Raw genomic sequence first — 24,785 nt, forward strand, 5'->3', positions numbered from 1 at the left:
CCACCCCCCACCCCCCAGCCCGTCCGGCGCTTGAGGACGAGGCCGTTCAGGCCGACCCGGTACCCACCGACCGTCGCTTTGCCCACCCGCCCCAGGTACCCCACTCAGCCCGTCCGGCGTTTGAGGACAAAGCGGGGGTCCGGGGGCGGTAGCCCCCGGGGATGGGACGGGTAGGGGCGGCGGGGGCGAGAGTTGTCCACAGGGTGGGGGGCTCGGCGGCGCGATGTCTGTCGGGGCGGGCAGTATGGGGCCATGACTCAGAGCAACGGGCCCACGCCGAACACGAACACGCCGGACTGGGAGCAGCGGTTCCGCGCGCCGAGGGTGTCGCTGCCGGACTGGGCGGAAGACGCCCCGGACCGCTCCCTCTTCGTGTCCAACGCGACAGGCACGTACGAGCTGTACGCCTGGAACCGCGCCACGGGCGAGCAGCGCCAGGTGACCAACCGCCCGAACGGCACGACGGACGGCGTCCTGTCGCCCGACGGCGAGTGGATCTGGTGGTTCGACGACAAGGACGGCGACGAGTTCGGGGTGTGGCGCCGCCAGCCCTTCACGGGGGCGGAAGACGAGCTGGCGACCCCGGGGCTCGACCCCTCCTACCCCGCCGGGCTCGCGCTCGGCCGCGACGGCCGCACCGCCGTCGTCGGCCGCTCGACCGACGAGGAGGGCACGACCATCCACCTCGCCCTCGCCGGCGAAGCCCCGACCGTCATCTACCGCCACCGCGAGTCCGCAGGCGTCGGCGACCTCTCCCACGACGGCACCCTCATCGCCATCGAGCACACGGAACACGGCGACGCCATGCACTCCGCGTTGCGCGTCCTGCGCCCGGACGGCACGACGGTCGCCGACCTCGACGACACCAAGGGCGGTGCGGAGGAACTGGGCCTGGAGGTGCTGGGCTTCGCGCCCGTGGAGGGGGACACCCGGCTGCTCGTCGGGCATCAGCGCCGGGGGCGTTGGGAGCCGCTGGTGTGGGACGTGGCGAGCGGCGAGCAGACCGACCTCGCCCTCGACCTGCCGGGCGACGTCAGCGCGGAGTGGTATCCGGACGGCTCGGGCCTGCTCATCGCCCACGGCTTCGAGGCCCGCAGCGAACTCTTCCGGTACGACCTGACCGACCGCCAGCTGGTCAAGGTGGACACCCCGCCCGGTTCGGTCTCCGGTGCGACGGCCCGGCCCGACGGCAGCGTGGAGTATCTGTGGTCGTCCGCCGCCGAACCGTCGTCGGTGCGCTCGACGACCGGCGCGGTGGTCCTGGACCCGCCCGGCCTGAAGTCGCCGGGTTCGGTGCCGGTGGAGGACGTGTGGGTGGAGGGCCCGGGGGGCCGTATCCACGCGCTGGTCCAGAGGCCGACGGGCGTCGAGGGCCCCCTCCCCACGGTCTTCGACATCCACGGCGGTCCCACCTGGCACGACAGCGACTCCTTCGCGGCGGGCCCGGCGGCCTGGGTCGACCACGGGTACGCGGTGGTGCGGGTCAACTACCGGGGCTCCACCGGGTACGGACGTGAGTGGACGGACGCCCTCAAGCACCGGGTCGGCCTGATCGAGCTTGAGGACATCGCGGCGGTCCGCGAATGGGCGGTGACCTCGGGCCTCGCGGACCCCGACCGCCTGATCCTGACCGGCGGTTCCTGGGGCGGGTACCTCACGCTGCTCGGCCTCGGCGTCCAGCCCGACGCGTGGACACTGGGCCTCGCGGCGGTGCCGGTCGCGGACTACGTCACGGCGTACCACGACGAGATGGAGGCCCTGAAGGCGATGGACCGCACGCTGCTGGGCGGTACGCCGGAGGAGGTCCCGGAGCGCTTCGAGGCGTCGTCGCCGCTGACGTACGTCGACGCGGTGAAGGCACCGGTGTACATCTCGGCCGGGGTGAACGACCCGCGCTGCCCGATCCGCCAGATCGACAACTACGTGAAGCGGCTGGAGGCGAGGGACGCGGTCCACGAGGTGTACCGCTACGACGCGGGGCACGGCTCGCTGGTCGTGGACGAGCGGATCAAGCAGGTGCGGCTGGAACTGGAGTTCGTGGAGCGGCATTTGGGCTCGTAGCCGTTTCTTTCGCCCCCGCCGCCCCTACCCGTCCCATCCCCGGGGGCTGCCGCCCCCGAACCCCCGCCAATGCCCGCATCTTCAGCCCGTCCGGCGTTTGAGGACGAGCGCGTTCAGCGCGATAGGGGGGTCTGGGGGCGCAGCCCCCAGGGATGGGAACGGGTAGGGGCGGCGGGGGCGAGGAAACGCCTACGCCCCCGCCCGCTCCCGCCGCCTCCCCAGCAACTCCGCCAACCCCCGCCGAGTAGCGGCCAACACCACCCGATCCTCCGCCCGCAGCACATACGTCTCCGGCAGATCCCACACCAGCCCCGCCCCGAGCCCCGATACCCGCCCCGATACCCGCCCTGACGCGGGCCCTGATGCCCGCCCCGACGCCGCCCCCGACACCCGCCCCTCCACCTCCGACGACGAACCCTCAACCCCCGTATCCAACGCCAGCACCCGCCAAGCCCCCGCCCGAAACGCCTCCCCCACCGTCCGCCCCACCAACTGCGCATGCCCGCCCACCCGCATCGCGGCGAACAGCAGCACCCGCCGCTCCACCGGAATCGTGCCGAGGATCTGCGTCTGGCGGCCCATCATCGCCCCGGCGAAGGCGGGCGCCGCCAGATGCGACACGCTCCGGCTTCGCGTGGTCGCCCCGGGGTGGGCCGCGCGCAGGGTGCGGTACACGGCGGTGGCGAAGTCGTCGTCGTACAGGCGCAGGACGACGCGCAGGTCGGGGCGTACGGAACGCCCGTACAGCACCGCCTCCAGGTTCGTCGTGTCGGCGCTGGTGAGGGCGAGGAGGGCCTGGGCTCGGTTGATCTTGGCGGCCTCCAGGACGCCCTCCTGGGTCACGTCGCCCAGCACCACCGGCACCCGCAGCCGCCGCGCTGTCGCCAGGCCCCGCGCCTCCGGGTCCGCCTCGACGCACACCACCGGGATGTGCAGTTCACGGAGGCGGGTCAGCACCCTCGTACCGATCTTGCCGAGTCCCAGCAGCACCACATGCCCGCTCAGTCCACGCGGCGGCTTCCGCACCGCCGAGCCGCTGCGGAACGTACCCAGCGCTTCCAGCACCGCCGCCAGCAGCACCGGGAGCAGCAGCAACCCGACCAGTCCGGAGAGGAGTTGGAGGATCTGGCGGGGCATCGACGAGCCGATCGCCGGGTCGTTGATCGCGAAGAGGTCCAGCAGGGTCAAGTACGTCGCGTGGACGGGGTGGTCGCCCGTCGCGAGCGTCAGCGCGACCGCGAGGGCGATCACGCAGCCGACCATGCCCGCCAGCGACAGCCGCAGCCGCCGGGAGAAGAGCGAGGCGAACGGCGGCACCACGCCCCGGCCCCGGCCGCCCGACATCGACGTCCCGGAGTACGCGTACGACACCCGCTGGAGTACGACGGTCCCGCGTCCCGTCGCCGCCGCGACCGCCGCCTCGTCGGGCAGCAGCTGCGGCCCCTGGTCGCCGCTGCCCTCGGAGCCGTCGGCGCCCGCCGGGTCGCTGCTGGTGGTGGAGAGGAGGGCGAGGGTGTACAGGCCGGGGTCGGCGACCTCGCCCGGCGCGGGCGGCTGCCGTTCCACCGCGTGCAGCAGCAGTCCGTGGGTCTGGACGACCTTGCTGGTACCGGTGATGGCGGTCGCGGCGAGCGCGGGAGCGGCGGTGTCCGCGTCGGACAGGACGGTGGTGGACGCGTCCAGCCCACCACCACCGGAACCACCGCCCGAGTCGTCGCCGGACCCATCCCCCAGGCCCGTCGCCAACACCGAGGCCTGGTCGAGGAGTTCCTCGATGTGCTGGCCCAACCGGCGGTTGTAGAGCCGCAGTACGAGCCGCAGGCGTGGATTGAGGCGGCGGGCGGTGAGGGCGGCGCGGATGTTGGTCTCGTCGTCGTCGTACACGAGCGCCAGGGCCGCCGCCCGCCGCACGCCCGCCTGGTCGAGCACGGCCTCGGTCGCCTCGACGGCCTCCAACACCCCCTCGGGCAAAGGGGGTTCACCGCCGCCGCCCCCGGCAGCGGGCCCATTGCCGGCCGCCCGGTTGACGGCCGCCGACACCCGGCCCATCAGCGCCGACGCCGCCGTACCGGCCCGGACGACCACCGGCGGCCGTACGTTGCGCTCCGAGGGCGGTACGACGAGGGTGACCTGTTCGCCGTACACGTTCCGGATTTCGTGGGCGAGCCGGTGGGCGAGTCCGTCGTCGCCGCACACGATCATGTGATCGGCGACCGGGTCGCTCGGGCCGCTCTGATTCGGAAGGTTCCCCAGGATCGCCACGAGAGAAAAGACTGCCTCACTGAGACAGGTGGTTCCCGACCGGGTCCGATACGGCAATCATGACCCCATGCAGCGGCACCACCCCCGCCTCCACCTTCCGATTCCCGACTGGTTCACCGTCGACGACTCGACGCTCAACATCGCGCTGGTGTACCCGATGCAGGGGCCCGCCGGGATCTTCGGCCCGGCGTGCGAGGCGTGCGCGCGGCTGGCCGTCGAGGAGGTCAACCGGGCGGGCGGGGTGCTGGGCAAGGAGCTGCGGCTGATCGAGGTCGACGGCGGCGCCGAGCCGCAGCGGGTCGCCGGGGAGGTCGAGGCGCTGGTCGCGACGGGGCTCGTGCAGGGCGTCACGGGCTGGCACATCTCCTCCGTACGACAGGTGCTGGCGCCCCGGGTCGCGCACCGGGTGCCGTACGTCTACACGGCTCTGTACGAGGGCGGCGAGCGCACCGAGGGTGTGTTCCTGACGAGCGAGACGCCCGCCGGGCAGCTGCGTCCTGCGATGCGGCTGATCGGTGAAGTGCGGGGCGTACGGCGGTGGTTCGTCGTCGGCAACAACTACGTGTGGCCCCGGCAGACCGCCCGCGCCGCCCGCCGTTACGCGCGGGAGAGCCGGGGCCGGGTGTGCGGGGAGGCGTATCTGCCGCTGGGCACGGACGACTTCACCGACGTCCTGCGCCGCATCGAACACGCCGACGCGGACGGGGTGTTGATGCTGCTGGTGGGCAGTGACGCGGTCCGCTTCAACCGGGCGTTCGGCGCCTTCGGCCTGGACCGCAGGAGCGTCCGTCTGAGCACGCTCATGGACGAGAACATGCTGATGGCGAGCGGCCCCGAGGCAACCCGCGACCTGTTCAGCACAGCGGGGTTCTTCGCCTCCCTCGCCAACCAGGACACCCTGGATTTCCACGGCAGTTACACGGCCCGCTTCGGTCTCGACGCCCCGGCCCCCGGCAGCCTCGGCGAGTCCTGCTACGAGGGCGTGCTGCTGCTCGCCGCCCTGATCGAGCGCGCCCGCACACTCGACGTGTCCGCGATCGGCGCGGCGGCCGAGGCGGTGTCGTACGAGGGTCCACGCGGCCTCCTGCGGCTGCGGGACCGGCATGTCAGCCAGCGCATCTACCTCGCGGAGGCGGACGGACTGGACTTCACGGTGGTGGCCCAACTGGACTCCGGGGACACCGGGGATACCAGGGATACCGGGGAAACCAAAAAGTAGCCCTTCCGAGATCCTTTCGTTTGGAAGCGTTAATTGGAGAAATTTAGTTCCGTAGGAAACTGTTCTTCAATTGCGCGGAAACGCATTGGAAACAGTCAACTCCCAGGCTGTGGACGCACTTACCCCCTCTAGTCGTCCTCTCGTCCCCATCCTCCGCAAGGGCGGTTCTGCATGTCTGGGCTCAGTATCAGCAGGCGTGGTCTGTTGGCCGGGGTTTCCGCGGTCGGCGCGTCCGCCGCGCTCAGCGCCTGTGGCGCGAAGACCGGTTCCGACACGTCCTCGGACGCCGGAGTGAAGGGCGACACCTCCGGCAGCACGGTCAGGGTCGGCCTTCTCAACTCACTCTCCGGCACGATGGCCATCAGTGAAGTCACCGTCCACAACTCGCTGTTGCTCGCCGTGAAGGAGATCAACGCGGCCGGTGGGGTGCTGGGCAAGAAGCTGGACCCGATCAGCCAGGACGGGGCGTCCGACTGGCCGACCTTCGCGGAGAAGGCGGAGGCGCTGATCAAGGACGACAAGGTGGTCGCGACCTTCGGCTGCTGGACGTCGTCCAGCCGCAAGGCGGTCAAGCCGGTGTTCGAGCGGTACAAGTCGCTGCTGTTCTACCCCGTGCAGTACGAGGGGTTGGAGGAGTCGCCGTACATCTTCTACACGGGCGCGACGACGAACCAGCAGATCGTGCCGGCGCTGGACTACCTGAAGAAGCAGGGCCTGACCAAGCTGTACCTGGTCGGCAGCGACTACGTCTTCCCGCGCACCGCCAACAAAATCATCAAGGCGTACGCGAAGGCCAAGGGCATGACGGTGGTCGGCGAGGACTACGCGCCGCTGGGCTCGACGGAGTTCTCCACGATCGTCAACAAGGTCAAGGACTCGGGCGCGGACGCGGTGTTCAACACCCTCAACGGTGACAGCAACGTGGCGTTCTTCAAGGAGTACAAGTCCTCCGGGATGACCGCGAAGAGCATGCCCGTGCTGTCGGTGTCGATCGCGGAGGAGGAGGTGAAGAGCATCGGGACGCAGTACCTGGAGGGCCAGTTGACGGCGTGGAACTACTACCAGACGACGCCGGGCGCCGCGAACACGAAGTTCGTCGCTGCGTATGAGGCCGCGTACGGCAAGGGGAAGCCGACGAGTGACCCGATGGAGGCGGCGTACATCTCCGTGTACCTGTGGAAGGAGATGGTCGAGAAGGCGGGCTCCTTCGAGGTGGCGGCGGTGAAGGGGGCGTCGGACGGCATCAAGTTGGCGGCGCCGGAGGGAGAAGTGACGGTGGACGGCGCCAGCCAGCACGTCTACAAGACGGCTCGGATAGGCAAGGTGGGCGCCGACGGCTTGATCACGGAGGTCTGGAACTCCGGCAAGCCCATCAAACCGGACCCGTTCCTGAAGGGCTACGACTGGGCGTCGGGCCTGTCCTGACGGGGATCTCCCTCACCCCCTCACCCCCGCACCCGCACGCCCGCCCCCCGACCAGGAGCCGCTAAATGACGGTCATCCTCAATCAATCCTTCACCGGCATCAGCATCGGCGCCGTCCTCCTCCTCATCGCCCTCGGCCTCACCCTCACCTTCGGGCAGATGGGCGTGATCAACATGGCCCACGGCGAGTTCATCATGGCCGGTGCCTACACCACCTACGTCCTCCAGAAGTCCATCAGCAGCGCCGGCCTCTCCCTCCTCGTCGCCCTCCCCGTCGCCTTCCTCGTCGCCGGACTGATGGGCGCCCTGCTCGAATGGCTGCTCATCCGGCGGCTCTACACCCGCCCCCTCGACACCCTCCTCGTCACCTGGGGCGTCTCCCTGATGCTCCAGCAGCTGGCCAGGGACATCTTCGGCGCCCCCAACGTCCAGACCCACGCCCCCGACCTCCTCACCGACAACATCTCCGTCGGCGGCGGCATCACCCTCGCCAACAGCCGCCTCTTCATCCTCGGCCTCGCCCTCCTCAGCGTCCTCGCCCTCACCCTGATCCTGCGGCTCACCCCCCTCGGCCGCCGCATCCGAGCCGTCGTCCAGAACCGCGACCTCGCCGAGGTGTCCGGCATCGCCACCGGCCGGGTCGACCGGATGACCTTCTTCATCGGCTCGGGCCTCGCCGGGGTCGCCGGAGTCGCGCTCACCCTCGTCGGGCCGATCGGGCCGACCATGGGCACCAACTACATCGTCGACGCCTTCCTCGTCGTGGTGGTCGGCGGCATCGGACAGCTCAAGGGCAGCGTCATCACCGCGTTCGCGCTCGGGGTGCTCCAGTCGGTCCTCGAATACTCGACCACCGTCAGCGTCGCCAAGGTCGTCGTCCTGGTGGCGATCGTCGCCTTCCTCCAGTGGCGACCGCAGGGCCTGTACACACTGCGCACCCGGAGCCTGGCATGACGACAACGACCGAGCCCGTGAAGGCAGTTACCCCGCACAACCCACCCCCGACCCCCCTCCTGGAACGCCTCCGCGTCCCCAGCGCCTTCGCCCTGGGAGCCGTACTCCTCCTGGGCATAGCCCCGTTGGCCCTCTCCGACTTCCGACTCGCCCTCCTCGCCAAGTACCTGTGCTACGCGATCGTCGCCGTCGGAGTCAGCCTCGCCTGGGGACGAGGCGGCCTGCTCGTCCTCGGCCAAGGCGTCTTCTTCGGCCTCGGCGGCTACGCCATGGCCATGCACCTCAAGCTCGCCGACGCCGCCGACACCGGCCAGAAGCTCCCCGACTTCATGCAGTTGTACGGCACCGGGGACGCCCTCCCCTGGTGGTGGGAGCCGTTCGCCAACCCGCTGTTCGCGCTGGCCATGACCGTCGTCCTGCCCATGGCGGTCGCGGCGATCCTCGGCTTCCTGGTGTTCCGGCGCCGGGTGAAGGGCGCGTACTTCGCGATCCTCAGCCAGGCCCTCGCCGCCGCGCTGTCCATCTGGCTGATCGGCCAGCAGGCCACCACCGGCGGCACCAACGGCCTCACCGACATCCAGGGCTTCTTCGGCTACTCGCTCGACGACCCGGTCAACCAGCGGATGGTGTACTTCGTCATCGCGGCCGTACTGCTCCTCCTGATGCTGCTGGCCCGCCAGCTCTTCGTCAGCCGGTACGGCGAACTCCTCGTCGCCGTAAGGGACTCCGAGGAACGCGTCCGCTTCCTCGGCTACAACCCCGCCAACGTCAAGCTCGTCGCCTACGTCGTGGCCGCAGGCATGGCGGGCCTCGCCGGTGCGCTCTTCGTGCCCGCCGTCGGGATCATCTCCCCGGCGCTGATCGGGATCGTGCCGTCGATCGGCTTCGTCATCGGCGCGGCCGTCGGCGGACGGGCCTCGCTGGTGGGCGCGGTGCTCGGCGCGATAGCCGTCGCCTGGGCGCAGAGCACGCTGTCGGACGCGTTCCCGGCCGGATGGACGTACTTCCAGGGCCTGTTGTTCGTGGTCGCGGTCGGCTTCCTGCCCGGCGGCCTGGCGTCCCTGTGGACGGTGGCCCGCAACCGCCGTAAGGCGACGACGAGTTCGGGATCGGAAGTGACGGCATGAGCGGCGGCGAGGCACTGACCATCAGCGATCTGAGGGTCACCTTCGACGGCTTCACGGCGGTCGACGGCGTCGACCTGACCGTCCAGAACGGGGACTTGAGGTTCCTGATCGGCCCGAACGGCGCCGGCAAGACCACCCTGGTCGATGCCGTCACCGGCCTGGTGAAGGCGACGGGCTCGGTCCGCTTCGGCGACGAGGAACTCCTCGGCAAGCCGGTGCAGCGGATCGCGCGCATGGGCATCGGCCGTACGTTCCAGACGGCGACGGTGTTCGAGCAGCTGACCGTCCTCCAGAACCTGGACATCGCGGCGGGCGCCGGACGCGGGATGTGGACAATGCTCCGCCGCCGCAAGGGAGTTCCGGAGCAGGTGACCAGGGCCCTGGAGATCACCGGCCTCTCCGCCCTCGCCGAGCGCCCGGCCGGAGCCCTCGCCCACGGGCAGAAGCAGTGGCTGGAGATCGGCATGCTGCTCGTCCAGGACGTACGGCTGCTGCTGCTCGACGAACCGGTGGCCGGGATGAGCCACGAGGAGCGCGAGGCGACCGGCGAGCTGCTGCAGCGGGTCAGCGAGGACCACACGGTCGTCGTCATCGAGCACGACATGGACTTCATGCGCTCGTTCGCGCGCAGCGTCAGCGTCCTGCACGCGGGCAGGGTGCTCAGCGAGGGCACGGTGACCGAGGTCCAGGCGGACCCGAGGGTCCAGGAGGTCTATCTGGGCCGCGCGACCGAGCCGGAGTCCGTGACCACCCCTGCCCCCGTACCTGTTGGCGAGGAGGCATGACATCGATGACTCTGTTGGAGATCAGCGACGTACGAGCGGGCTACGACCGTACGACGGTCCTGCACGGCGTGACCGTGGCCGTGCCGAAGGACGGGGTGGCCGCCGTGCTCGGGCACAACGGGGCCGGGAAGAGCACGTTGCTGCGTGCTGCCATGGGCCTGTTGAAGCCGACCGGCGGGCAAGTCCTGCTGAACGGCGAGGACATCACCCGGCTCTCCCCGCACCAGCGGGTGGCGCGAGGTATGGCGTACGTCCCGCAGGGCCAGCAGTCCTTCCCGCACCTCACCACCGCCGAGAACCTCCAACTCGTCGCCGACGGACGGGCGGACGGCAAGGAGGCGGTCGCCGAGGCGCTGGACCTCTTCCCGGCACTGCGCGAACTCTCCTCCCGCCGGGCCGGGTTGCTCTCGGGCGGCCAGCGCCAGCAACTCGCCCTGGCCCGCGCCCTGGTGACCCGCCCGAGCCTGCTCCTTCTCGACGAGCCGACGGAGGGCATCCAGCCGTCGGTGGTCGCCGAGATCGAGGAGACGATCCTGTCGCTGGCGGCCCGGGGCGGGCTGTCCGTGCTCCTCGTCGAGCAGCATGTGGGGTTCGCGATGCGGGCGGCCGAGCGGTACTTCGTGCTTGAGGCAGGCCGGGTGACGTCCTCGGGCGCGGGCGGTACGGGGGCCGAGCAGACGGTACGGGAGGCGCTGAGCGTCTGAGCGGAGGAAGAGAAGGGGGCCTGATCCGGTGCCGGATCAGGCCCCCTTCATGCTGTCCGGTCCATGCTGTCCGGACGGTTGATTCTCTGATAGTGAGAAGCTAATTTACGTTGAGAGAGAAGGTCGGAATCACTGCAAGTCGCTGCGAAGTCACTGCGGAGGAACGTCATGGAACGGGACGACCTGATCCTGATCAGCGTGGACGACCACATCATCGAGCCGCCCGACATCTTCGTGAACCACCTCCCGAAGCGGTATCTGGACGACGCGCCGAAGCTGGTCCACCGCGAGGACGGCAGCGACGTGTGGCTGTTCCGCGACAACACCGTCGGCAACTCCGCGCTGAACGCTGTCGCCGGGCGGCCCAAGGAGGAGTACGGTCTCGAACCCCAGGGCATGGACGAGATCAGGCCAGGCTGCTACGACGTGCACGAGCGCATCAAGGACATGAACGCCGGTGGCGTCCTCGCGCAGATGAACTTCCCCTCCTTTCCCGGCTTCGCGGCGCGGATGTTCGCCACCGAGGACGACGACTTCTCGCTGGCCCTGGTGCGGGCCTACAACGACTGGCACATCGACGAGTGGTGCGGGGCGTACCCGGGCCGGTTCATCCCGATGGCGCTGCCCGCGATCTGGTCGGCCGAGCTGTGCGCGGGGGAGGTCCGTCGGGTGGCCGAAAAGGGCTGCCACAGCCTGACCTTCCCGGAGAACCCGGCCGCCCTCGGCTACCCGAGCTTCCACGACGAGTACTGGAACCCGCTGTGGCGCGCACTGTCCGACACCGACACCGTGATGTCGGTGCACATCGGGTCGTCGGGCAGGCTGGCGATCCCGGCGGTGGACTCGCCGCCGGACGTGATGATCACGCTCCAGCCGATCAACCTGGTGTCGGCGGCGGCCGACCTGCTCTGGTCCCGGGCGATCAAGGAGTTCCCGGACCTGAAGATCGCGCTGTCGGAGGGCGGCACGGGCTGGATCCCGTACTTCCTGGAGCGCGTCGACCGGACCTTCGAGATGCACGCGACCTGGACGCTCCAGGACTTCGGCGGGAAGCTGCCGTCCGAGGTGTTCCGGGACCACTTCCTGACCTGCTTCATCAGTGACGACCTGGGCGTGAAGCTGCGGCACGACGTCGGCATCGACAACATCTGCTGGGAGGGCGACTACCCGCACAGCGACTCCATGTGGCCGGACGCGCCGGAACAGATCCACGGCGTGATGGAGAAGCACTCCGTCCCGGACGAGGACATCGTCAAGATGACCCACGAGAACGCGATGCGCTGGTACTCCTTCGACCCCTTCGCCCACATCCCGAAGGACCGGGCCACGGTGGGCGCGCTGCGCGAGGCGGCCGACGGGCACGACGTCAGTATCCGCGCACGCAGTCGCCAACTCACCGAACCCGTGGACAAGTTGGAGGCGTTCAGGTCGAGGGCACGGGCGGCGGTGGCGGCAGCGGCGGCGGCAGGCACGTGAACTCCCGCCTTTCCGAAGGGTGTTGTTCGCCGACGCCGTTGCCCGTCGGGGCAACCGGCCCTGCCCTGGGGGCCCCTGACGGATGATGATCGGCACCGTAACGTCGAACGGTGAGCCTTTGGACTTCCCTCGAACCTGCCTCGACGACCGTTGACCCCGGGGGCAGTACGACCGTACGGCTGCGCCTGCGCAACACCGGGGACGTGGTCGACGAGTACCGTTTCGAGCCGGTCGGTGACATCGCGCCCTGGACGAGGGTGGAGCCCGCCTCGCTGCGGCTGTTCCCGGGGACGACGGGCACGGTCGAGCTGACCTTCGCGCCACCGCGCACCCCGGACGCGACGGCCGGCCCGAACGCGTACGCGGTGCGGATCACGCCGACCGAGCACCCGGAGGCGGTGACGGTCCCCGAGGGCAATCTGACGATCACGCCGTTCACGGAGGTACGGGCCGAGCTGGTCCCGCCGACCGTGAAGGGCCGTCTCCGGGGGCGGCCGAAGCTGGCGGTGGACAACCTCGGCAACACGAAGGTGACGGCGTCGCTCAGCGGGAGCGACAACGGCGACCACCTCTCCTACGACCTCCACCCGGCCAACGTCCAGATCGAACCGGGCCGGGCGGCGTTCGTGAACGCGACGCTGAAGCCGAGGCAGATCACGTGGTTCGGCTCGAAGGAGGAGCGGCCGTACGTGATCGAGGTGAAGCGGTCGGGGACGACACCGCTCACGGTCGAGGGCACGTACGTCCAACGGAGCTTCCTGCCGGGCTGGTTCGCCACGACGCTGGGCATCACCCTGGCCCTGGCGATCACCTTCGTGATGCTGTGGATCGCGTACAGACCCCAATTCACCAGCAACGCCCGCGAGTTCCAGGCGGCCTCGGTCAGCACCCTGCCCCCACCCCTGGCGACACCGACACCTCAACCGTCGGCCCCCGCCGAGTCACCGCAGGCAGAAGCGCCCCAACCCCCCGCCCAGCCAACGCAGTCGGAACAGCCGGCCGATGGCGGCGGCGATGGCGATGGCGGCGGCGGAGGGGAGGCCTCCTCGTCGCCGAAGCCGAAGCCTCCGGCGGTGGTACCGGCGAACAACGTCATGCTGCGCAACTCGACGACCAAGATGTGCGTGGCGCTCCCGGCGGCCGACGACAGCGACTCGAAGGGCCGGGTCGTGCAGTCGAGGTGCGACGAGACGAACACCGCGCAGCGCTGGAACCTGGAGGAGCGGTACCCGAAGCTCGGCCCCGGCGGCACGGTGCTCTTCCAGATCCGCAACCTCAAGGACCAGCTGTGCGTGGACCTGGGGGACTACGGGGCGAAGCCGATCAGGTCCCCGATCCTGGAGTACACCTGCGACGGCACGACCGCCGACAACCAGCTGTGGTGGGTGAAGAAGGTGGCGAGCGGCTACTACTGGATCCGCAACTACGCGAGCAACAACGAATGCCTGGACGTGGCCGGTTACAGCACGGGCGGCGAGGGCACGAACCTCACCCTCTACACCTGCTCGATCTCGGACGACCAGGAGTGGGAGATCCTCCGGCCGACGAGTTCCTGACGGCGGCCCAACCGTCAGTCAGAAACCCAGGTATCAGAAACCCAGGTATCAGAAACCCAGGTAAGTGATCTGGACGACGTAGACGCGCTCGCTCCGCACGACGACCTGGTACGTGAACATGCCGCCGGGGACGATGATGTCGCCGCCCTTCGGGTCCAGCCCCTCGCGGGCGGCATCCTCCGCGCCGAAGGCGTACTCCCACTTCCAGCTCACTCGCGGACTGCCCTCATGGCCTCGTCCAGCACAGCGGTCACCTCGCGCAGCGCTTCCCCGGCCGTGACCGGATCCTCGTGCTCCAGCAGGCTCTGCGCCCGGGCGAAACGGACGGACAGTTCGGGGCGCCGCGCGATCTCGATGTTCCTGGCCCAGGCCAGCACCCAGCTCCGCACCGGGCTGAGGGACTGCCACTCGACCGCCAGGGCGAATGCCTCGTCCTTCTGCGCCTGCATCTCCTCCAGACGGCCCGGGTCGACGACGGCGAGCGCCGCACGCAGTGCGTCAGGCGTGTGCTCGGGACGGGGGATCAGCTCGCGTCCGTGCTCAGACTGGGTGCTCATCGTGTCCTCCTGGGGGTGCCGACGCCAGGGTATCGAGCCATGAGCGGAGAACGCCTCGGTGGAGAACGCGGCGGGCATCAGGCGGTCACCTGAGCGCTGATCCGGCACTCGCGGCACTGCCCCCGTTCAGGCCCCCGGAAGGCGCGGTCGCATCTGTCGCAGTTCTGGAGTGGGTGGCGGATCGCCGGGGGCGCGGCCGGTGCGCGGAACGGCGCCGGGGGTGGCAGCTGGTTGATGAGGCGGTGGGCCAGGAAGGCCGCCGGGCGGCGCATTCCCTCGGGTGGGAGGTCGCTCAGCAGGGCGTGTCGTACGGCTGTGGCGCTGACGTCCCGTTCCAGCCAGGCGGCGACCCCGGGCGCCAGATGGGCCGTGTCGCAGGCCGAGAGGAGCAGGTCGGGGTCATGGCGGCGCAGGCCCACGAGGAGTTCGGTGGCCGCCTCCAGCAGGCCCGGCCCCTTGTACGCGGGCTGCGGAACCGCCGGTAGCGGCTTGCGCGGGGCGCGTTTCCTGGGCTCTTCCGGGGCCGAGGGCGCCGAGGGGGCCGTACGAGCGGGCCTGTCGTCGGTGCGCTCGGGTTCCTCCCCGTCCTGCCCTTCCTCCCCGGGCTGCCTGGGGCGGTTGAAGGAGACCGTGCGGGTGATGATGCGGCCGGTGGAGGTGCGTTCGCGGGTGCGGCTCAGGTAGCCGTACTCCTCCAGTTCGCGCAGTCCGGCGGCGATCCGGGTCGCGCCTTCGTGGAAGCGGGCGGCGAGCGTCTTGATGTCGACCTGGGCGCCGTTGGGCAGCGACTGGATGTAGGCGCCGAGCCCGATCGCCGTCGCCCCCAGATCGGGGTGCTGCGCGAGGCCGTTGTCGATCACGGTGAAGCGGGTGGTGAGACGGACGTTCTTGTGGACCACGCCCGAGACGCCCGAATCGGGTCGCCGGGGAGGGTGGTTTTTGCCCTTGGAACGGGACTGGGCGCGCGAGGGCGCGCTAGGGTTTCGGGTGTCCATCAGGAAGTGCCCTTCCTCGGTGGTCAGGCCCTCGCATCGGGATGCCAGTCCCGGCGAGGGCCGTCGCATGTCTGGGGTTGTTTGTCGTGGTGCTGCTGCGCTGAGCGTAAGGCAGGCAACCGGGCACAAATCCAGCTGAGTTGGTGATGTTCACTCGGGGGAGTGAGTTTGCGCTCCTGCGTGCTCCAGTCCGCGCTCCAGCGGACGGAGCGGGCGGGAGGGGGTGGGGTTTGGTTGGGTTCTTTCTCCCCGTGTTTCTTTGGTGGGAGCGCCCGAAGCACCGCAGCACGGGTTTCCGGGTTCCGGTGCTCCGGCGGCCGATACGTCGACCTCCGCCCAGACCGTTTTACGAGGTCGCAGCTCCGGCGCCCACCCCCACCGGTCCGCCAGCGCCTCCACCAGAGCCAGGCCCCGCCCCGACTCCGCGTCCTCGGACGGGGGTTGAGGACACGGCTCCCGGTCGGCGCAGGTGTCGGTCACCTCGATGCGCAGGGTGTCGGCCACGATGTACACCGAGAGGCGGAAACCGCGCCCCGGTACGCGTCCGTGCGTGACCGCGTTCGCGGCCAACTCGGCGACGATCTGGCGGGCCGGGTCCAAGGGGACGTTCCAGGAGCGGAGTTGCTCGGCGGTCAGCAGCCGGGCCAGCCGGGCCCCACGTGGCGTGGGGGACAGGCGCACGCTGAAGTTGCGGAAGTAGTGCTCGACGGGGGCCTCAGGGGCGGCGAATTGTTGATTCACATCACTCAGAGTGGCCGTACACACCTACCGTGAGCAGTGACTCCGCCGATGCGTACGGTGACTGTCCGGAGCTTGTCCGGTCATGTCCGGGCTGTCGGGGCGGGGCGTTCGGGTAAGGGCGGAGGCATGAGTGTGAATGACGAGGCGGGACAGCTCAAGGGTGAGGCGGACGAGCCGGGTTGGGAGGTGGACCCGGACGACGAGTGGGGGGTGGCTGTCGTCGAGGCGGTCGGCCGCCAACTGCGGCTTCGCCGGGAGGCGTCGGGGATGCGGGCCGGCGAGTTCGGCAGGAAGGTGGGGTATGGCGAGGACATGGTCTACAAGATCGAGGGCGGGAAACGGATCGCCCGCCCCGAGTACATGGTCAAGTCGGACAAGGTCCTGAAGGCAGCGGGCCTCCTCACGGCGATGAACGAGGACCTGGAGAAGGTCCGGTACCCGAAGAAGGTTCGGGAGATCGCGCAGATGGAGTCCAAGGCGGTCGAGATCGGCATGTACGAGTGCAGCAGCATCGTCGGTCTGCTGCAGACGCCTGAACACGCGCGGGCTTTGTTCGAGGTGTGGCAACCGTCCTACTCGGAGGGGGAGATGGAGCGTCTGGTGGCGGCGCGGACCGCCCGCCAGTCGATCTTCAGCCGTGACCCCGCGCCCGCACTCAACTTCGTCCAGGAAGAGGCGACGCTCCGGCGCCGGGTCGGAGAGAGAATGGACCGGCGACGGCAGCTCGAACGCCTGCTGGAGGTGGGGCGATTGCGCAACGTCACGCTTCAGGTAATGCCGGTGGACAGCGTGGCCCATCCCGGCATGGGTGGCAGGATTGAGCTGCTGAAGTTCGCGGACGGCACGGCGGTTGGGCGCTCCGACGGTGCGTTCAACGGTCGCCCGATTTCGGAACCGAAGCAGCTGCGGATCCTTGAGCTGCGGTTTGGCACTATCCGGGCGATGGCTCTTCCACCGGGGGAGTCGCTGGCCCTCATCGAGCAACTACTGGGAGAGACATGATCCGCAAGACCTCCGCCGGGGACGCCTCCGAGCTGGCGTGGTTCAAAAGCAGCTACAGCAGCGGCCCCGACGGAGACACCTGTGTGGAAGTCGCCCTGGCGTGGTTCAAGAGCAGCTACAGCGACGGGAACGACGGAGAGTCCTGCGTCGAGATGGCCATCACCCCCGATACCACCCCCTCCACGATCCACATCCGGGACTCCAAGAACATAGAAGCCGGACCCCGTCTCACCTTCACCCCCACCACCTGGGCCCAGTTCGTCCCGTACTCCTGCCGGTAGGTTGCCGGTTCTCTGCCGGTCGGGGCGCGGCAACTGAGCCCGCCGAGGGGTGAGTTCGCAGGTCAGGCGGGTCGGTGAGGTGAGGCGGAGGGTGTAGGAAGCGGCAAGGATTTCCTTCATGGCTGCTTCATAGGGTCTGCGGTGTTCGACCAGCACCGCACCTACCCGAACCCCTCATGACGGGACCCCTATGTTCGCCTCACGAACAGGAAGATGGGCAGCCGGTCTCCTCACGGCCGTCTGCGCCCTCACCCTTCTGCCCGCACTGCCCGCCCAGTCCGCCACGGCATCCACCGCCACGGTCTCCGCGGCCGACACCGAACTGGCGCGCAAGTACGCCCCCAAGATCATCTTCGACCCGGCGGAGAACTACTTCCCCAGCGACGTCGAGTCGTTCCTCGCCAACACCCACACCGAGCAGCACGGCGACGAGACCTACCGGGTGCCCAACCAGCCCCTGGGCTGCCCCTCCTGCACCGACCCGGAGTTCCTCGGCGGCACGGCCCCCGGAAGCGTGCAGCCCCCGATCTACGCCCAGGTCGTCCACCGCACCGCCAACGGCCGCGCGACCAACATCACCGACATCAACTACTGGCAGTTCTTCCCCTACAACCGCGGCAAGCGGGTGTGCGTCGGCCTGTACAGCGACATCTGGGGCGGCTGCCTCGGGGGCTACTCGACGTTCGGCAACCACGTCGGCGACTGGGAGCACATCACCGTACGACTCGTCGACGACGCGCCCTACCAGGTCTCCCTGAGCCAGCACGACGGCGGCCAGACCCAGGCGTACGGCACCGGGGAGATCGCCACGGAGAACGGCCGTCCGGTGGTCTACTCGGCCAGGGGCTCCCACGCCCTCTACCCCTACCCGGGGCACTACACCTACCGGGAGCTGTTCAACGGCGACTCCCTCACCGACATCGCCGGCTACAACATCAACAGCGGGATCTGGGACACCCGGCAGTCGGTCAAGGTGTTCGCCTGGCAGCCCCCGGGCACCTACACCGGCGAGTGGTCCTGGCTGAACTACGACGGCCGATGGGGCACCCGGAAGGACGGCTGCACGCCCGTCCTTGAAGACCTCACCGGCCAGTGCATCCTGGTCGAGGGCCCTGACGGCCCGAACCTCAAGGGCGTGTACGACCCCTCCATGCAAGCCTTCGACGGGCAGCCCGACCTCTTCGGCGGCGGGGTCGCCAAGGCGGTCGCCGACGGCAACCGCGTCGGCATCGTCACCACCGACAACGACGCCTACGTCAGGGAGGGCGGCCCCAGCGCCTCCTGGACCCGCGTGTCCTCGGGCGTCAAGCAACTGGTCCTGTCCGGCAACCGCATAGGCGTCCTCGGACTTGGTGGCGACGCGTACGTGAAGGAGGGCGGGGTCGACGCGGCCTGGACCCGCGTGTCCCAGGGCGTCGGCTCGCTGGCCCTGTCCGGCAACCGCATCGGCATCGTGGGCCTCGGCGGCGACGCCTACGTGAAGGAGGGCGCGCTCGACGCCGGTTGGGTCCACCAGTACAACAGCGTCAGCTCGCTGGTGCTGTCCGGGAACCGGATCGGCGTCCTCAGCGGCAGTGGCGGGCTCGCCCTGGTGAAGGAGGGCGGCCTCTACGCCGAGTGGACCCGTGAGTACGACAACGTCAGCGCGCTGGCCCTGTCCGGCAACCGCATCGGCGTCATCAGCGGCGGCGAGGCCTATGTGAAGGAGGGCGACCTGCACGCCGGTTGGGTCCGCGAGTACGGCGACGTCACCTCGCTGGTGCTGTCGGGCAACCGGATCGGCGTCATCAGCGGCGGGGTCGCCTTGGTGAAGGAGGGCGACCTGCACGCGGGTTGGGCCCGTGAGTACGACGGCCCCAGCTCGCTGGTCCTCGCGGGCAACCGGATCGGCGTCCTCTCCCGCGACACCCTCCGCGTGAAGGAAGGCGGCCTGGGCGCCATCTGGGCCGTACAGAACTTCAGCTACCGCGGCTGACGACCGGGCGGCCGGCGACCAGGCCCCGGGCCTGGGCACAAAAGAACCCGACCGCTGGCGACGGGGGATGCACCAGCGATCGGGCTCTGGCCAAGGTTAACAAGCCCGCATGCTCAGTGGGAGCCGACTGCTCCTCTAAGACGACCAGTTGTGATCGGGATCACTCTCATTGGGCCCTCGTTTCCCTACAACCCCACCCACCCCTCACTCGTCGCACGGCGGATCGTACGAAAGTCGGGGCAGATACTCGTGCCACCGCTCCGGAGTCAGTACGCCACGCGTCGTCGCACAGATGTGGGACACCGCCGTGTCGACGTCGAGGTTCCACAGCCGGACCGTGTCCGCGCCGCTCGACACCCCCACGATCCCGCCCCGCGGGCTGAACGCCAGGAAGTTGCCCGTCTTGGCGTTGGGGCTCATGGACTGGCCGATCGACCTGGCCTTCGCCGGGTCGCCGACCTTCCACAGCCGGACCGTGTTGTCGTTGCCGCCGCTCGCCAGGACCTCGCCGTCCGGGCTGAACGAAAGCGACTCCACCGCCTCGGTGTGCCCGGTCAGCGGGGCACCGAGGCTGTGGGCCTTCGCCGGGTCGGTCACGTCCCACAACCTGACCGTGCCGTCGTCGCTGCCGCTGGCGAGCGTACGGCCGTCCGGGCTCCAGGCCAGTTCGTTGACCGGACCCTGGTGGTCCCGGAGGACCTTGCCGAGCAGGGTCGCCCGCGCCGGATCGCTCACGTCCCACAGCCTGACCGTGCCGTCCGCGCTAGCGCTGGCCAGCGTACGGCCGTCCCCGCTGAACACGAACCCGTCGACGTACCCCTTGTAACCGGTCAACTGGCGGCCCAGCGGGCGCAGTCGGGCCGGGTCGCTCGCGTCCCACAGCTGCACGGTGAAGTCCTCGTACGCCGTGGCCAGCACCCGCCCGTCCGGGCTGAACGCCACCGTCGCCGCGAACCGCGTCTTCAGCCGGACGGGCGCGGCCCAGGCCACGGGATGCCTCGGATCGCTGACGTTCCAGAGCTGGACCGTGCTGTTCCCGGCCGCGAGGGCGAGCGTACGGCCGTCGGGCGAGAAGGTCGGCGTCCGCACCTCGCCCTCCCCGGGAGTGAACGGTTCGCCCAGCTCCACCGGCCGGTCCGGCCGCTGCACGTCCCACAGCCGCACCCGCCCGTCGCGCGAGCCGGTGGCCAGCACCTTGCCGTCCGGGCGGAACACCCCGATCCGGCCGATCATGTCCGAGGTCGCCAGCGACCACAGCCGCACCTTGCCGTCACCGCTGCCGGTCGCGAGCGTACGGCCGTCCGGGCTGAAGCCGAGCGCGTACATCTCCCCGCTGCTGCCCGCGAGCGGCTCGCCGACCTGCGAGGGGTACTCCCGCTCACTCACGTTCCACAGACTCGCCGTACTGTCCGCGCTCGCGGCGGCCAGCGTCGTACCGTCCGGACTGAACGCCACCGACCAGATCGCGTCGGTGTGCCCGGTGAGCGGTGCGCCGAGCTGGGCGGCCCGGTCGGGGTCGGACACGTCCCACAGCCGGATCGTGTCGTCGGCGGCGCCGCTGGCGAGCGTACGGCCGTCCGGGCTGAAGGCCACCGAGTGGACGAGGTCGGTGTGCCCGGTCAGCCGCGAGGCGTACCGCTTGGGAGCGCGCGGGTTCGAGACGTCGTACAGCCGAATCGTGTTGTCGTCACCACCGGCCGCTATCCGCCGCCCGTCCGCGCTGTACGCGATCGCGCGCACGGCGGCGCCCGCGCCGGTGAGGGTGGCGAGGGGGGTGGGCCGGGCCGGCGAGGTCATGTCCCACAGCTGGACCTTGCGGTCCTCACTGGCGGAGGCGAGCGTACGGCCGTCCGGACTGAACGCGATCAGATAGATCGTGCCGTCGTGACCGTCGAGGGGCGTGCCGAGCGCCTTCGGGCGGGCGGGGTCGGACACGTCCCAGCGCCGGATCGTCCCGTCGTCGCCCGCGCTGACGAGGGTGCGGCCGTCCGGACTGAACACCGCGCTGCTCACCCAGCTCGCGTTCGCGGCCAGCGGCTTGCCGAGCGCCTTGGGACGCGCCCGGTTCGCGACATCCCACAGGCGTACGGTCCCGTCGTAGCTCGCGGTGGCCAGGAGCCGTCCGTCCGGGCTGAACGTGGTGAGGTAGACGGCGCCGGAGTGCCCGGTCAGCGGCGTCGACAGCGGGGTGTTGACGATCGAGATCAACCGGCTGCGGGTACTCGCGTCGTCCGGACGGAGCTGGTGCGCGACCAGGCTGAGCTGCGCCGACAGCGACGGGTCGGACGCCTGCACACGGTCCGCCTCCGCGAGGACGTTCTCGAACACCGCGTCGTCCCGCTGCTGCCGCGCGATCAGCGCCGCCCCGGCGGCCACCACGGCCAGCGCCACCACGGCGGCGACGGCGGCCCGGCTGATCAGGACGGTACGGCGGCGCAGCCGGACCGAGGCGGCCAGGAACTGGCCCGCGCCGCGCGTCAGATGGGTGTCACCGGCGGACTCCACCCAGGTACGCGCCTGGTCGAGCCGCGAACCCCGGTAGAGGAGCGAGGTGTCGCGCTTGGACTCCTCCCAGGACCGGCTGTCCTCCTCGACGCGCTGGCGCAGCAGATTGCCGCCCCGGTCCTCGTCGATCCAGTCGCGCAGCCGGGGCCAGGCGTGCAGCAGCGCCTCGTGCGTGATCTCGACGCTCTCCGCGTCGAGCGTCACCAGCCGGGCCCGCACCAGCGCTTCCAGCGACTCCTCGGTCTTCCCCGGGTCCGCCGACTCCGCGGCCAGCTGCCGCCGAGTACCGCGCCGCCGGGTGGCCTGCGTGTCCTCGCCGAGTCGCACGAGCCGCAGCAGCAGGAGCCGTGCGGCGGCACGGGCGGCCGGGTCGAGCCCGGTCCAGGCATGCTCGGCGGTCGCGGCGACCGCGCCCTGGATACCACCGGCGGCGCGATAGCCGGAGAGGGTCAGCTTCCCGGCCTTGCGGCGCTGCCAGGTGGAGAGCAGGGCGTGCGAGAGGAGCGGCAGCACACCCGCGTCATGCGCCCCGCGCGGCCCGTCGGCGCTCACCTCGCGCACGATCAGCTCGGTGAGCCCGGGTTCGAGTTCAAGCCCGACGGCCTTGGCAGGCCCGGTGACGGCCTCCCGCAGCTCGGCGGTGGTGAGCGGCCCGAGGACCATGTGGCGGTGCTGGAGGGCGTCGGCGAGTTCGGGGTGGCGCAGACACTGGTCGTAGAAGTCGGCGCGGACACCGAGGACGACGAGGGCGGGGGCGAGGGCCGAGCCGTCGGTACCTGGTTCCGTACCGGGTTCCGGTGGTGAGGCGGCGGCGTGGAGGAGCTGGATGAAGGTGTGGCGGTCGGCTTCGTCGGTGCAGAGGGTGAAGGTCTCCTCGAACTGATCGACGATGACGACGGGCCGGGCGGGGGAGACGGAGGCGTCGGAGGGGTCAGGGGAGTCCCGTCGTGCCCAGGCACCGACCACCTCCCGTACGGCACGGGCGAACTCGACCGACCCGGGCTCCCTGTCCCCGTCGGCGGAGGAGAGGACGTCGGCGAGCCCGGGTATGCGAAGGGTCAGCTCGGCGAGCGGATCACTCCCCGGCACGAGCTGAACGACCTCCCGGGCACCCCGCCCACCGTCCTGCAACGCGGGCACGAGCCCCGCACTGAGCAGCGAGGACTTCCCGGCACCGGAGGCCCCGACAAGCATGACAAGCCCGCTACGACCACTGCCACTGTCACTACCGCTGTCGCTGTCGGCTGTCTCCGCCGCGTGGAGGTGGGCGAGCAGGGCGTCGGTGCTGCGTTCGCGGCCGAAGAACCAGCGGGTGTCCTCCAGGCGGTACGAGGCGAGACCTCGGTAGGGGCAGACGGCGGCCGGTACGGCGGCGATCTCGGCGGCGGGGGAGTCGTCCTCGTCGGCAGGGGTGCCGGGGGAGCCGGGGGAGCGCTCCCCCACCGGGTCGGCGACGGCTCGTTCCCAGAGGCGTTGCCAGTGGGCCATGTCGTACAGCCCCGGGGAGACGGGGACCGGTTGCGCGCGGCGGGCCTGCGGGACGAGGACGCTCAGTACGGCCGCGAGGGCGGCGAACTGGGCGGGCACGTTCTTCGCCCGGCGCCAGTCACTGATCCGCTGTACGGAGACCCGTACCGGCCGTCCGCGCTCGTCGACCCGCTGCAACTGGACGACGGCTTCGGCCACCCGCTTGAGGGGTGGATTTCCGGCCTCCTTGTACAACAACGCGAGCCGCTCCGCGAAGGCCGTGCGTGCCCCTGAGTCGGAACTCAAGGTCTCCACTCCTTACTTCCCCCGCGTAGGTGATCGGCTGACGTCCGGTGGTCGCCCGGTTGCTGTCCGGTCCGGAAAACCCACTCTATATGCCTGACCTGCGGATACGTCGCCCGGCCAGCGCCGGAAGCTCCTCTCGCGGGGCCCTGAATGGCAGGATCATGGCGAAGTAAGGAACGAGGCGAAGACCCCGGCCATCTTTCGGCACCGGTCCCCACGTGGGGAGGGACCGGTGCCGAGCGGCGTTGTGGGGCCAGTACGGTGCTGGGGTGCGCCGCACAGGGTCGGGGATGCGGGGACGCTGGGGTGGGGGAGAACCGTTGAGCGCTCGGATTCTGGTCGCCGAGGACGACGCGATGCAGTCCCGTCTGATCCGGATCTATCTGGAACGGGAGGGAAACACGGTCCAGGTGGTGGCGGACGGCCGCGCGGCACTGGACCGGGCACGCTCGACGCGCCCCGACCTGATCGTCCTGGACGTGATGCTGCCGCTGGTGGACGGCCTGGACGTGTGCCGCATCCTGCGCACGGAGTCGGACGTCCCGATCCTGCTGCTGACGGCTCGTACGACGGAGGAGGACATGCTCCTGGGCCTGGACCTGGGAGCGGACGACTACTTGACGAAGCCGTACAGCCCACGCGAACTGACGGCACGGGTGAGGGCGCTGCTGCGGCGGGCCCGCAAGACGGTGGAGACGCAGCCGACGCTGCTACGGGTCGGCGAGATGGAGTTGGACACGTCCCGCTTCGAGGTAAGACTGTCGGGCCGTCCGGTGCCGCTGACGTCGAAGGAGTTCAACATCCTGGAGACGTTGGCGAGGGAGCCGGGGAGGGTGTTCACGAGGGCCCAGATACTAGAACGGGTGTTCGGCTTCGAAAGGGACGTCCTGGAACGGACGGTGGACGCCCACGTAATGAACTTACGCCGCAAACTGGAGAGCGCGTCCGAGGGCTCCCCCCGCCTACTGGAAACGGTGTACGGCCGCGGCTACCGCTTGGCAGACCCGGGAACCCCCTGACTTTCCTCGCCCCCGCCGCCCCTACCCGACCCATCCCTGGGGGCTGCGCCCCCAGACCCCCGCTATCGGCCTGAACGGCCTCGTCCTCAAACGCCGGACGGGCTGAGTGGTGCTGGCCTGGGCTGCACATGGTGCCGGTCGGCGCTTGTTTTTTTAGCCCGTCCGGCGTTTGAGGACGAGGCCGTCCAGGCCGATTTTGGGGGGGGGCGGCCCCCCCCCCGCGCCGGGCCCACCCCCCCCCCCCCCCCCCCCCCCCCCCCCCCCCCCCCCCCCCCCCCCCCCCCCCCCCCCCCCCCCCCCCCCCCCCCCGGGGGGGGGCGGGGGCCCCCCCCCCCCGGGGATGGGACGGGTAGGGGCGGCGGGGGCGAG

19 protein-coding genes are annotated in these 24,785 nt (G+C 70.2%); 13 read left to right on the forward strand and 6 right to left on the reverse strand.

Annotated features, from left to right (window positions below; genetic code table 11):
* Positions 1–252 precede the first annotated feature (252 nt).
* Positions 253–2,061 carry a S9 family peptidase gene (locus tag CW359_RS43345; protein WP_105975768.1) on the forward strand — a complete coding sequence of 603 codons (1,809 nt, stop codon included), beginning with the start codon at positions 253–255 and terminating at the stop codon, positions 2,059–2,061.
* A 189-nt stretch (positions 2,062–2,250) separates the two neighbouring features.
* On the opposite strand, the gene CW359_RS43350 is transcribed toward CW359_RS43345, so the two are convergent.
* Positions 2,251–4,263 (reverse strand): NAD-binding protein, encoded by a 2,013-nt coding sequence (locus tag CW359_RS43350; protein ID WP_198655598.1) that lies wholly within the window; start codon positions 4,261–4,263, stop codon positions 2,251–2,253.
* Positions 4,264–4,390: 127 nt separating this feature from the next.
* Between CW359_RS43350 and CW359_RS43355 the strand changes: the two genes are divergently transcribed.
* The 8 genes from CW359_RS43355 (at position 4,391) to CW359_RS43390 (ending at position 13,568) form a co-directional block, all read left to right on the forward strand.
* On the forward strand, positions 4,391–5,542 hold the full coding sequence (locus CW359_RS43355; RefSeq protein WP_105975769.1) for a substrate-binding domain-containing protein: 1,152 nt from the start codon (positions 4,391–4,393) through the stop codon (positions 5,540–5,542).
* 171 nt (positions 5,543–5,713) lie between these two features.
* Positions 5,714–6,967, forward strand: coding sequence for an urea ABC transporter substrate-binding protein (gene urtA / locus CW359_RS43360; RefSeq protein WP_105975770.1), 1,254 nt, complete (start codon positions 5,714–5,716; stop codon positions 6,965–6,967).
* Positions 6,968–7,032: 65 nt separating this feature from the next.
* Positions 7,033–7,920, forward strand: a complete 888-nt coding sequence (gene urtB / locus CW359_RS43365) for an urea ABC transporter permease subunit UrtB (RefSeq protein WP_105975771.1) — start codon at positions 7,033–7,035, stop codon at positions 7,918–7,920.
* Complete coding sequence (urtC, locus tag CW359_RS43370; RefSeq protein ID WP_105975772.1) at positions 7,917–9,047, forward strand: urea ABC transporter permease subunit UrtC; 1,131 nt, start codon at positions 7,917–7,919, stop codon at positions 9,045–9,047. Before urtB ends, urtC begins: the two co-directional genes overlap by 4 nt.
* Positions 9,044–9,832, forward strand: coding sequence for an urea ABC transporter ATP-binding protein UrtD (urtD, locus tag CW359_RS43375; protein ID WP_105975773.1), 789 nt, complete (start codon positions 9,044–9,046; stop codon positions 9,830–9,832). Before urtC ends, urtD begins: the two co-directional genes overlap by 4 nt.
* A gap of 5 nt (positions 9,833–9,837) precedes the next feature.
* Positions 9,838–10,536 carry an urea ABC transporter ATP-binding subunit UrtE gene (urtE, locus tag CW359_RS43380; RefSeq protein ID WP_198655599.1) on the forward strand — a complete coding sequence of 233 codons (699 nt, stop codon included), beginning with the start codon at positions 9,838–9,840 and terminating at the stop codon, positions 10,534–10,536.
* Between the two features lie 168 nt (positions 10,537–10,704).
* Positions 10,705–12,012 carry an amidohydrolase family protein gene (locus CW359_RS43385; protein ID WP_105975774.1) on the forward strand — a complete coding sequence of 436 codons (1,308 nt, stop codon included), beginning with the start codon at positions 10,705–10,707 and terminating at the stop codon, positions 12,010–12,012.
* Between the two features lie 110 nt (positions 12,013–12,122).
* Entirely contained in the window at positions 12,123–13,568 is a 1,446-nt protein-coding gene (locus tag CW359_RS43390) for an RICIN domain-containing protein (protein ID WP_105975775.1), read from the forward strand.
* A gap of 48 nt (positions 13,569–13,616) precedes the next feature.
* Here CW359_RS43390 and CW359_RS46125 read toward each other — a convergent pair whose 3' ends face one another.
* The 4 genes from CW359_RS46125 to CW359_RS43405 form a co-directional block, all read right to left on the reverse strand.
* Positions 13,617–13,781: a hypothetical protein gene (locus CW359_RS46125; RefSeq protein ID WP_198655597.1), complete on the reverse strand. Its 165-nt coding sequence runs from the start codon at positions 13,779–13,781 to the stop codon at positions 13,617–13,619.
* Entirely contained in the window at positions 13,778–14,125 is a 348-nt protein-coding gene (locus tag CW359_RS43395; RefSeq protein ID WP_105975785.1) for a hypothetical protein, read from the reverse strand. Before CW359_RS43395 ends, CW359_RS46125 begins: the two co-directional genes overlap by 4 nt.
* Positions 14,126–14,202: 77 nt before the next feature.
* Complete coding sequence (locus tag CW359_RS43400) at positions 14,203–15,120, reverse strand: helix-turn-helix domain-containing protein (protein ID WP_105975776.1); 918 nt, start codon at positions 15,118–15,120, stop codon at positions 14,203–14,205.
* Positions 15,121–15,270: 150 nt separating this feature from the next.
* Positions 15,271–15,861: an ATP-binding protein gene (locus CW359_RS43405; protein ID WP_105975777.1), complete on the reverse strand. Its 591-nt coding sequence runs from the start codon at positions 15,859–15,861 to the stop codon at positions 15,271–15,273.
* 126 nt (positions 15,862–15,987) lie between these two features.
* On the opposite strand from CW359_RS43405, the gene CW359_RS43410 reads away from it, so the two are divergent.
* The 3 genes from CW359_RS43410 (at position 15,988) to CW359_RS43420 (ending at position 19,119) form a co-directional block, all read left to right on the forward strand.
* Complete coding sequence (locus tag CW359_RS43410; protein ID WP_105975778.1) at positions 15,988–16,863, forward strand: helix-turn-helix domain-containing protein; 876 nt, start codon at positions 15,988–15,990, stop codon at positions 16,861–16,863.
* Positions 16,860–17,144 (forward strand): DUF397 domain-containing protein, encoded by a 285-nt coding sequence (locus tag CW359_RS43415; protein WP_105975779.1) that lies wholly within the window; start codon positions 16,860–16,862, stop codon positions 17,142–17,144. Before CW359_RS43410 ends, CW359_RS43415 begins: the two co-directional genes overlap by 4 nt.
* A gap of 190 nt (positions 17,145–17,334) precedes the next feature.
* On the forward strand, positions 17,335–19,119 hold the full coding sequence (locus tag CW359_RS43420) for a Vps62-related protein (RefSeq protein ID WP_105975780.1): 1,785 nt from the start codon (positions 17,335–17,337) through the stop codon (positions 19,117–19,119).
* A 204-nt stretch (positions 19,120–19,323) separates the two neighbouring features.
* On the opposite strand, the gene CW359_RS43425 is transcribed toward CW359_RS43420, so the two are convergent.
* Positions 19,324–23,406 carry an nSTAND1 domain-containing NTPase gene (locus tag CW359_RS43425; RefSeq protein ID WP_105975781.1) on the reverse strand — a complete coding sequence of 1,361 codons (4,083 nt, stop codon included), beginning with the start codon at positions 23,404–23,406 and terminating at the stop codon, positions 19,324–19,326.
* A 311-nt stretch (positions 23,407–23,717) separates the two neighbouring features.
* Between CW359_RS43425 and CW359_RS43430 the strand changes: the two genes are divergently transcribed.
* Positions 23,718–24,416, forward strand: coding sequence for a response regulator transcription factor (locus tag CW359_RS43430; protein WP_105975782.1), 699 nt, complete (start codon positions 23,718–23,720; stop codon positions 24,414–24,416).
* The last annotated feature ends 369 nt before the right edge of the window (positions 24,417–24,785 follow it).

It is taken from the genome of Streptomyces geranii, from assembly GCF_002954775.1.
Lineage (GTDB): Bacteria > Actinomycetota > Actinomycetes > Streptomycetales > Streptomycetaceae > Streptomyces > Streptomyces geranii.

Bases quoted from the DNA above. Each gene is read 5' to 3' on its own strand.
- CW359_RS43345 (WP_105975768.1), top strand. From the start codon at position 253: ATGACTCAGAGCAACGGGCCCACGCCGAACACGAACACGCCGGACTGG.
- CW359_RS43350 (WP_198655598.1), bottom strand. From the start codon at position 4,263: ATGATCGTGTGCGGCGACGACGGACTCGCCCACCGGCTCGCCCACGAA.
- CW359_RS43355 (WP_105975769.1), top strand. From the start codon at position 4,391: ATGCAGCGGCACCACCCCCGCCTCCACCTTCCGATTCCCGACTGGTTC.
- urtA (WP_105975770.1), top strand. From the start codon at position 5,714: ATGTCTGGGCTCAGTATCAGCAGGCGTGGTCTGTTGGCCGGGGTTTCC.
- urtB (WP_105975771.1), top strand. From the start codon at position 7,033: ATGACGGTCATCCTCAATCAATCCTTCACCGGCATCAGCATCGGCGCC.
- urtC (WP_105975772.1), top strand. From the start codon at position 7,917: ATGACGACAACGACCGAGCCCGTGAAGGCAGTTACCCCGCACAACCCA.
- urtD (WP_105975773.1), top strand. From the start codon at position 9,044: ATGAGCGGCGGCGAGGCACTGACCATCAGCGATCTGAGGGTCACCTTC.
- urtE (WP_198655599.1), top strand. From the start codon at position 9,838: ATGACTCTGTTGGAGATCAGCGACGTACGAGCGGGCTACGACCGTACG.
- CW359_RS43385 (WP_105975774.1), top strand. From the start codon at position 10,705: ATGGAACGGGACGACCTGATCCTGATCAGCGTGGACGACCACATCATC.
- CW359_RS43395 (WP_105975785.1), bottom strand. From the start codon at position 14,125: ATGAGCACCCAGTCTGAGCACGGACGCGAGCTGATCCCCCGTCCCGAG.
- CW359_RS43400 (WP_105975776.1), bottom strand. From the start codon at position 15,120: ATGGACACCCGAAACCCTAGCGCGCCCTCGCGCGCCCAGTCCCGTTCC.
- CW359_RS43410 (WP_105975778.1), top strand. From the start codon at position 15,988: ATGAGTGTGAATGACGAGGCGGGACAGCTCAAGGGTGAGGCGGACGAG.
- CW359_RS43415 (WP_105975779.1), top strand. From the start codon at position 16,860: ATGATCCGCAAGACCTCCGCCGGGGACGCCTCCGAGCTGGCGTGGTTC.
- CW359_RS43420 (WP_105975780.1), top strand. From the start codon at position 17,335: ATGTTCGCCTCACGAACAGGAAGATGGGCAGCCGGTCTCCTCACGGCC.